This is a genomic window from Planomonospora algeriensis (assembly GCF_977012225.1).
On sequence record NZ_CDRNDK010000324.1, the window covers coordinates 1 to 7,527 of the forward strand.

The 7,527-nt window shown below is 70.5% G+C and carries 14 protein-coding genes; 2 read left to right on the forward strand and 12 right to left on the reverse strand.

What is annotated here, in order from left to right:
- From ACWJ6R_RS26125 to ACWJ6R_RS26140, 4 genes are all read right to left on the reverse strand, one after another.
- On the reverse strand, positions 1–181 hold a 181-nt coding region (locus ACWJ6R_RS26125; protein WP_449064773.1), incomplete at its 3' end, for a hypothetical protein.
- Positions 169–372 (reverse strand): hypothetical protein, encoded by a 204-nt coding sequence (locus ACWJ6R_RS26130; RefSeq protein WP_449064774.1) that lies wholly within the window; start codon positions 370–372, stop codon positions 169–171. The genes ACWJ6R_RS26125 and ACWJ6R_RS26130, both read right to left, overlap by 13 nt.
- A 15-nt stretch (positions 373–387) precedes the next feature.
- Positions 388–816: a type II toxin-antitoxin system VapC family toxin gene (locus tag ACWJ6R_RS26135; RefSeq protein ID WP_449064775.1), complete on the reverse strand. Its 429-nt coding sequence runs from the start codon at positions 814–816 to the stop codon at positions 388–390.
- On the reverse strand, positions 813–1,049 hold the full coding sequence (locus ACWJ6R_RS26140; RefSeq protein WP_189240146.1) for a hypothetical protein: 237 nt from the start codon (positions 1,047–1,049) through the stop codon (positions 813–815). The genes ACWJ6R_RS26135 and ACWJ6R_RS26140 overlap by 4 nt, the downstream gene beginning before the upstream one ends.
- A gap of 560 nt (positions 1,050–1,609) precedes the next feature.
- Here ACWJ6R_RS26140 and ACWJ6R_RS26145 point away from each other — a divergent pair.
- Positions 1,610–1,975, forward strand: coding sequence for a hypothetical protein (locus ACWJ6R_RS26145; protein WP_449064776.1), 366 nt, complete (start codon positions 1,610–1,612; stop codon positions 1,973–1,975).
- A gap of 197 nt (positions 1,976–2,172) precedes the next feature.
- Here ACWJ6R_RS26145 and ACWJ6R_RS26150 read toward each other — a convergent pair whose 3' ends face one another.
- Genes ACWJ6R_RS26150 through ACWJ6R_RS26180 form a run of 7 tightly spaced genes read right to left on the reverse strand, consistent with a single transcriptional unit; the run spans position 2,173 to position 5,834 of the window.
- A complete protein-coding gene (locus ACWJ6R_RS26150; RefSeq protein ID WP_449064777.1) occupies positions 2,173–2,604 on the reverse strand; it encodes a hypothetical protein in 432 nt (143 codons plus the stop codon).
- A 57-nt stretch (positions 2,605–2,661) separates the two neighbouring features.
- A complete protein-coding gene (locus ACWJ6R_RS26155; RefSeq protein ID WP_449064778.1) occupies positions 2,662–3,024 on the reverse strand; it encodes a response regulator in 363 nt (120 codons plus the stop codon).
- Between the two features lie 5 nt (positions 3,025–3,029).
- On the reverse strand, positions 3,030–3,503 hold the full coding sequence (locus ACWJ6R_RS26160; RefSeq protein WP_449064779.1) for a chemotaxis protein CheX: 474 nt from the start codon (positions 3,501–3,503) through the stop codon (positions 3,030–3,032).
- Positions 3,503–3,877 (reverse strand): response regulator, encoded by a 375-nt coding sequence (locus ACWJ6R_RS26165; protein WP_196455211.1) that lies wholly within the window; start codon positions 3,875–3,877, stop codon positions 3,503–3,505. The genes ACWJ6R_RS26160 and ACWJ6R_RS26165 overlap by 1 nt, the downstream gene beginning before the upstream one ends.
- A gap of 16 nt (positions 3,878–3,893) precedes the next feature.
- Positions 3,894–4,043: a hypothetical protein gene (locus ACWJ6R_RS26170; protein ID WP_449064780.1), complete on the reverse strand. Its 150-nt coding sequence runs from the start codon at positions 4,041–4,043 to the stop codon at positions 3,894–3,896.
- A complete protein-coding gene (locus tag ACWJ6R_RS26175) occupies positions 4,043–4,735 on the reverse strand; it encodes a CheR family methyltransferase (protein ID WP_449064781.1) in 693 nt (230 codons plus the stop codon). Before ACWJ6R_RS26175 ends, ACWJ6R_RS26170 begins: the two co-directional genes overlap by 1 nt.
- A gap of 4 nt (positions 4,736–4,739) precedes the next feature.
- Positions 4,740–5,834 carry a protein-glutamate methylesterase/protein-glutamine glutaminase gene (locus tag ACWJ6R_RS26180; protein ID WP_449064782.1) on the reverse strand — a complete coding sequence of 365 codons (1,095 nt, stop codon included), beginning with the start codon at positions 5,832–5,834 and terminating at the stop codon, positions 4,740–4,742.
- A 215-nt stretch (positions 5,835–6,049) separates the two neighbouring features.
- Here ACWJ6R_RS26180 and ACWJ6R_RS26185 point away from each other — a divergent pair, with 215 nt between their 5' ends.
- The gene (locus ACWJ6R_RS26185; RefSeq protein ID WP_449064783.1) at positions 6,050–7,258 is read left to right on the forward strand and encodes a sensor histidine kinase; all 1,209 of its coding nucleotides are present in this window, start codon (positions 6,050–6,052) and stop codon (positions 7,256–7,258) included.
- Here the strand turns inward: ACWJ6R_RS26185 and ACWJ6R_RS26190 are convergent.
- Positions 7,195–7,527 (reverse strand): hypothetical protein (locus tag ACWJ6R_RS26190; protein ID WP_449064784.1); only part of this gene is annotated, 333 nt, incomplete at its 5' end. The two genes, ACWJ6R_RS26185 and ACWJ6R_RS26190, sit on opposite strands and share 64 nt — an antisense overlap.

Genomic DNA, 7,527 nt, shown 5'->3' on the forward strand with positions numbered 1-7,527 from the left:
GGAGGTCACGGTCACGGAGGTCACGGAGGTCACGGTCACGGAGGTCACGGAGGTCACGGTCACGGAGGTCACGGAGGTCGGCGCTGAGGCCGGCGCCGAAGTCGGCGTCGAGATCGCGGAGGCCTTCGACGAACTCGCCGAGTCCCTCTCCCGCGTGCCCTCCGATCCTCAGGACCCCCACCGCGCCGCGCAGTACGTCACCCGGACCCGCCACGTGGCGCCCGGCTCCGCCTGCTCCTGGCCGATCTCGCCGCGGCCCGCGCCGCCGCCGCGGTCCCCGCCGACCACCCGGTCCACGCCCTGCTGGCCCGGACCATCCGCCTGGCCGTCGCCCACCGCTCTGCCCCCACCGGCCCGGTCCGCTAGGAGCAAGCAGGGCTCCGAGGGTCAGCGCCAGCCGGTGGGCAGGCCCGGGACCGCTTTGCGGTAGATCTCCGGGTGCTCGGTGATGATCGTCCAGTCGTACAGCGGGTCGGGCTGGTTGCGGCGTTCCACGGCGGCCCACAGCGCGTGACCGATCGACAGGTCGTCCACTCCCGCCAGCTGGCAGACGGTGCCGATGTCGCGGGCGGTGATCCGGCCGACCTCGTCGAACATCTCCGGCTCGCCGAGCACGGAGACCAGGCCGATCAGGCGGTCGCGGGCCGGACCCGGCACGGCCTCCCGGTAGGCCTGCGCCAGGACCAGGGACGGGATCACGATCGGACGTTCCGCCTCCAGCGCCGCGCCGATCATGGCGGCGGTGTAGACGTCACCGGACAGGTGCAGCCGGACGGTGCTGGCGTCCAGGACCAGTCCAGGCCCCAGAACGCTCACGCGGACTCGGGCAGTTGCAGGAACGAGCGGATGCGCGCCATGGCGGCCCGGTCCTCCTCGCTCTCGTCGAGCCGCGGCCTGCCGCCGATGCTGGCGTAGTACGCACGCATCCGCAGGTCCTTGTCCACCCGGGCACGCACGGCTTCCAGGACGTAGGCCGAGAGGTTGCCGCCGGCCAGCTCGCGCACGTGCGCCTCAAGGTCCTCGGGCATTGCCACGCTGATTCGGTTCATACGCCAAGCATACGATCTGCATACCAATCGCGCCGGATTTCCGGGGCGCGGGGTGCGGTCCGCGTGCGGGCGTCTCCGGTCATCGTGCCCCGACGGCCGGAGACGCCCTTCCCGATGTGAGCACGGTACTGTCCCGCAGCGACCATCTCACGTCAGATGTGTCTATCAGTGTCCCTCTATGCACAGCAAGTGACCATATGAGCATGATGGACGAATACCGTCCAGCGCATTACCTCTGAGTCATTGCCATATCAGGACAGAACACCCGACCGGGGCAGCCGGACAGGGACGGCGAAACGTCGCACATCCCCTGGCCGCACTGATTTCTGCCGGTCGCGGCCCACCTGGCGACACCTGCGCAGTCATGAGTGATTAGTCATCGCTCGCGATCTTAAGTCGCTTTTAGTATCTACTACATTACTCTCCGTGTTTGAGAAGAGAGCGGCGGGTATGTGGCGTTTGGGTCCACAGTCAGCCGGCCGCCGGACGGCCGGGTGACACGGGATCCGACGTGAGATCCGGTCCAGAAGAGGGCCGGACCGAGAAAGGAACCCACTTTCATGAGCAAGACACTGTCTCGCATCGTGTTCACGGGAGCCGCAGCGGCCGCGCTCGTGCTCTCCGCCTCGTCCGCGGCCCTGGCGGGCGGCGGCGGCGGCTACGGCTGCGGCACCGGCTGCGGTGGCGGCGGCGACACCTTCTACAAGAACAACCGGTCGGTGGCCGGGCCGTACGGCGCCTCGAACGCCAACATCGCCAGCGGCACCGGCCGCGGCGGGTACGGCTACGGCGGCGGCTACGGCGGCTGCGGCTACAACCCGTGCGGTGGCGGCGGCTACGGCGGCGGCTCCTTCTACAAGGCCAACCAGTCGGTGGCCGGCCCGCAGGGCGCCGCCAGCAACAACGTGGTCAGCGCCGCCAACTGACCCGGATAGTGGATCACTCTCTGTAAACATGGGTGAGGCCCCGTCCGGCACTGCCGGACGGGGCCTCTTGGCGTCCCCGCGGGCCGGGCGCCCGCCGCGGTCTCCCGGCGCGGCCGCCCCGGGAACACCGAAGGCGCCGTCCTCCGGACGACGCCCCAGTGAACTGCGACCGGTCGCGGGAACGGCCGGCCGGACGCTCACCCGGCCAGGGAGAGCCAGAACTTGCCCGAGCCGTACCCGGCGATGTCGACCTTCAGATCCAGCCGGGCGCCGAGGGCCAGCAGGCGGGTGGTGGCGTCCGCCGGGGCGGCCTCACCCGGCATGTACGCCTCGTACAGCTTCAGGTGCGGCAGGTCCTGCTGGTTGAGCAGGCCTGTCAGGATGTTGCAGATCTCCCGGACGTTGTCGGACAGCATCGGGGTCAGCTCGCCGTCCTCGATGGACGCCTCGGCGCCCCCCACCGGGATGAGGCCGATGGCCGCCCCGGCGAAAGAGGCCAGCTTGAGGTCGAAGCCGACCACCGCCGTGAGTTTCCTGGTGTTGTCGACATACAGGGCCACGACCGCTTTGCGCAGGTTCTCGGCGACAGCGGGGTCGGTGATGCCCACCGTGACGGCACGACCGAGCATGTCCTCGAACAGGTCCTTTATGGCTTTTGGCGCCGGAAGTGTCGACATGAAGGGCCTCTACCCCAGGATCGGGCCGAGTACGTCGGCGAACGTTTCCGCGGTGAACGGCTTGGTGATGAGGAACAGCGCCCCGGCCTGCTCGGCCATCTGCTTCATCTCGTCGGTGCCCTCCGAGGTGACGAAGCCGAACGGCACGTTCACCCCGCCCGCGCGCAGCGCGCGCAGCACCTCGATGCCCGTCATCTCGGGCATGTTCCAGTCCGACAGGACCAGGTCGGGCTTCTCGGAGACCGTCAGGTCGTGGGCCTGGCGCCCGTCGGCCGCCTCGACGAGGTCGTGGCCGCTGAAGCCCGCCTGGCGGAGGGTGCGGGTGACGATCTGGCGCATGACGCGGGAATCGTCGGCGATGAGGATCTTCATGGTGCCTAGGCTCCTTCCCCGGCGGACTTGCTGGTCCACACGCTGATCGCGATCTTCTCGTCCTGCCAGCTGCCCTGCAGGCGGCAGACCTCCACCGCCGCGGGCCAGCGGGTGTTGCCCGCGGACTCCCCCGTCACCACGTGCGGCAGGGAGAGCAGGGAGCCGTCCGGCAGCAGGCTCTTGACGTTGCCCCCGATGACGTTGACCAGCTCGCCGACGGCGTCGGCGACGTCGTCCGGGGTGACCTCGTCGTCCTCCATGCCGAGCAGGGCCGCGCTGGACAGCTCGGCGGCCCTCTCGGAGAAGGTCATGACGACGTGGCCCTCCCAGGCTCCCGTCACCGAGACGGCCGCGATCACGTGGGGTGACGGCGGGGCGTCGGGCGACGGGAGGAAGGGGTTGACCCCTTCGGGGTCGAGGTAGGACAGCCAGACCTGCTCGGTGATGGCGTGCAGGTCGTCTGTGGTCGGAACGCTCATTACACGATTCCACTCGGTACGAGGCCCAGCAGGGCCAGCTTCTCGGCGATGGCCTCAGGCGTGAACGGCTTGATGACGTACTCGTGCGCCCCCGCCGCGAGCGCCCGGACGATCTGCCCGTGCTCGCTCTCCGTGGTCACCATCATCAGCGTCATCTGCCGGAAACGCTCGTCCGAACGGACCGCCGTGACGAACTCCAGTCCGTTCATCACCGGCATGTTCCAGTCGATGAGCGCCACCTGCGGCATCGGATCCACTGTCTCCAGCAGATCAAGTGCTTCCTTTCCGTTTCCGGCCTCGTGTACCTCGAAGCCCAGCTGCGTGACGATGCGACGCAGAATGAGGCGCATCGCTCGCGAATCGTCGATCACCATGGCTTGCACCGCGGTGTCACCCCTTCCTTGTCGCGCCGACCGGCGCAGTCGTGGCGGCGCGCGGCCGGTAGGCCGACGCGCGTCCGGCGACGACGCGTTCGAACCCGTCGTCGATGCCGATGGTGGTTTCGGCGGCCCCGAGGAACAGCCAGCCGTCAGGTCGCATCAGCTGCGGATCCGCCGCAGCACCGAGCGCTTGGTCTCGAGGTCGAAGTAGATCAGGACGTTGCGCAGGAACACCACGTCGAAGGGGGGCATCTGCGGCAGCGGAGCCGCCAGGTTCACCTTCTGGAAGGTGACGTTGCGGCGCAGCGCCTCGGCCACCTGCCACTCGGTGCCCACCCGGTCGAAGTACCGCACCAGCATGGGCACGGGCAGGCCGCGGTTGACCTCGAGCTGGCTGTAGCGGCCGGCCTTGGCCCGGTCGATCATCTCCGTGGAGATGTCGGTCGCGACGATCTCGTACTTGCCGGCCCGTACGGACTCCTCCAGCAGCATGGCCAGGCTGTACGGCTCCTGCCCGCTGGAGCAGGCGGCCGACCAGATCCGCAGCTTGTGCTGGGGACCGCGCCGCTCCGCCAGGTCCGGGATCACGTTGTCGGTGAACGCGGTGAACGGTTCGCGGTCACGCAGCCATGAGGTCTCGTTGGTGGTCAGCGCGTCGACGATCTGGTCGGCGAGCACGCGCTCGCGCTGCGCCCGCGCGACGAACTCCGACACCGATACGGTGCCCGTCCGCCTGGCGAGCGGCAGCAGCCGCGCCTCCACCAGGTATTCCTTGCCCGATTCGAGGACGATCGCCGCCTCGCGCCGGACGAGCCCGCTCACGAAAGCGAACTCATGTTGGGTCAAAGCCATCGGATCATCCTCGGGACCTGGCCATGCGGCCGCCGGCCACACGACTGATTAGATGCTGGGAAATCTCGTTGAGGGGAAGGATCGAATGGGCCAGGCCCGCTCCGGCCACCGCGCCGGGCATCCCCCAGACGACCGAGGTCGCCTCGTCCTGGGCGACGATCTCCGCGCCCTTGGAGACCAGGGCCTCGCTGCCGCGCTTGCCGTCCTGGCCCATGCCCGTCAGGATCAGGCCCAGGGTCGAACCCCCGTACGCCTGGGCGACGGAGCGGAACAGGACGTCCACGGCCGGGCGGCAGAAGTTCTCCGGCGGCCCCTGCTGCAGGTGCGTGACGACACCGGTGCCGCGCCGCACCACCTCGAGGTGGTAGTCGCCGGGGGCGATGTAGACCGTTCCGGGCTGGAGTGTCATGGCGGCCTGGGCCTCCACGACCTTCAGCGGGGAGGACCGGTCGAGCCGCTCGGCGAACATCTTGGTGAAGACCTGCGGCATGTGCTGCACCACGACGACCGGCACGGGGAACGTCGCGGGAAGCGTGTTGACCACCTTCGCCAGGGCGTCGGGCCCGCCGGTGGAGCAGCCCACCGCGACGATGTCGGGCGTGCCCGTACCGGCGCCAGGGCCGGCGCGGCCCGCGGCGCGGGGAGGCGGCGGCGCCAGGCGCGGAGCCGGTCTGACCGCTCCGCGCGGCGGCATGCCCGTCCTGCAGAGGGCGTGGATGCGCGGGATGATCTGCTCGCGCACGCTCTTGATGGACTCCGAGACGCTGCCGACGTTGGCCGGCTTCGTCACGTAGTCGCTGGCGCCCGATGCCAGGGCCTCCAGGGTGGCCGACGCTCCGACCGAGGTCAGCGTGCTGAACATGATGACCGGCAGCCGGGGGTGGACCTTGCGGATCTCCTTGATCGTGGTCAGTCCGTCCATGACCGGCATCTCGATGTCGAGTGTGACGATGTCCGGCTTCAGCATCTCGATCTTGGAGAGGGCGACCTTGCCGTTGGGGGCGGTGCCCACCACCTGGATGCCGGGATCCGCGCTCAACGCGTCGACGATCAGGCGCCGGACGACGACTGAGTCGTCGACCACGAGAACCGATACCACGCGAGGCCTCCTGTGTAAGAAGCGGGACACGTCTCACCGCCCGCCCGTCGGGTTTCCTATCGACAGGCAGGACAATGGGCTGAGGATTCGCCGTGCTTCCTCGGCACCGGATGCGGCCGCTCCTGGACCACCACCTCCATGGTCACTCTCGGGAAACGAGATACTACGAATAGTTATCATCCGAGATGGCCGGGGTGCGAGGCGGGGGCGTTGCGATGCGGGCGAGGTCCCTGTGGGGGTCCCTGTGGGGCGAAGGGCCGGAGGTCGCCGCACGCCAGGCCGCTCTGCTGTACGCGCTGGCCGGGACCCTCGTCCTGGTGCTGACCGTGACGGGCCTGTTCACCCGGACCGGCACCTCCTCCAGGACGGCCGCGCTGCTCACGATCGCCGCCGCCGACCTCGTCTGCGCGGCGCTCGCGTGGTTCCTGCCCTGGGCCCGTTTCGGCCCCCGCCCGCCGTACGTGCTCTGTGTACCCGCACTGGTGATCCAGGCCTGGGCCACCTGGACGTTCGCCGGGCTCGTCGCCGGGACCGGTCCCTTCCTGATGCTGCTGTTCGCCTGGGCGGGACTGCACCTGCCGGTCCGGGCCGTGCTGGCGCTGGCGGTTCCGGCGACCCTGGCCTATCTGGTGCCGCTGGTCGCCACCGACAGCGGGCCCGCGGCGGTCTACAGCACGGTGCTGCTCATCCCGGCGGTCGTGGCGGTGGGAGTGATCATCGCCCGGCAGGCCGGGCACCAGCGGCGGGCCAACGAACGCCTCCGGCGGGCCGAGCAGTGGCGCGCCGCCCTGACCTCGACCCTGGCCCACGACGTCCGCTCCCCGCTGACCTCGGTGCGGTTCGCCCTGGAGTCCGTCCGCGACGAGGCCGGCGAGCTGCCGCCGGAGGAACGGGACGCGCTCGTCGCCGTCGCGCTGCGGCAGGCGGCCCGGATCCGGCGGCTGGCCGACGGACTGCTGGACGCCGACCGGGTCGACTCCGAAGGGGGTCTCCGGCTCGACCTGCGGCGGGTCCCGCTGCGCCGGACGGTCGAGGAGGTCGTGAGCGACCTCGGCCGACCGGTCGAGATCGACGTCGGCGAGGAGCTGACCGTGCCGGCCGACCCGCAGCGGCTGGAGCAGATCCTCCTCAACCTGCTCACCAACGCGGTGCGCCACGGCGCGCCGCCGCTGGCGGTGCGCGCCGAGCGCGCCGGGGGAACGGTCCTGGTGCACGTGCGCGACCACGGTCCCGGGGTCCCCGCGGAACGGCGGGAGGCATTGTTCTCCCGGTTCGGCGCCACCGGCGACGACCCGCAGTCGGTCGGGCTCGGGCTGTGGATCACCCGTGAGCTGGCCCGCGCGCACGGCGGGGACGTGCGCTACACCGACACGGGGGAGGGCGCGTGCTTCACCGTCGTCCTGCCCTCGGGCGATCCGCCCTGAAGGTCCCGCGACGGCGCCGGCGTCTCCGGGATCTCCCGGCTTCCGAGCGCGGGCGCCGGTGTCTCCGGGATCTCCCGGCCTCCGAGCACGGGCGCCGGTGTCTCCGGCGTCCCCCGGTGCCCGCGCGCGCGGCCCCGCACCGCCGGGATCACCCGGTGCCCGAGCGCGCGGGCCAGCGCCACGGCGGCGAGGACCGTCACCACCGAGGTCGACCGAGCCCGCCAGGACGAGGGCCGCCCGCGGGCCCGCGATGTCGCTGAGCATTCCCA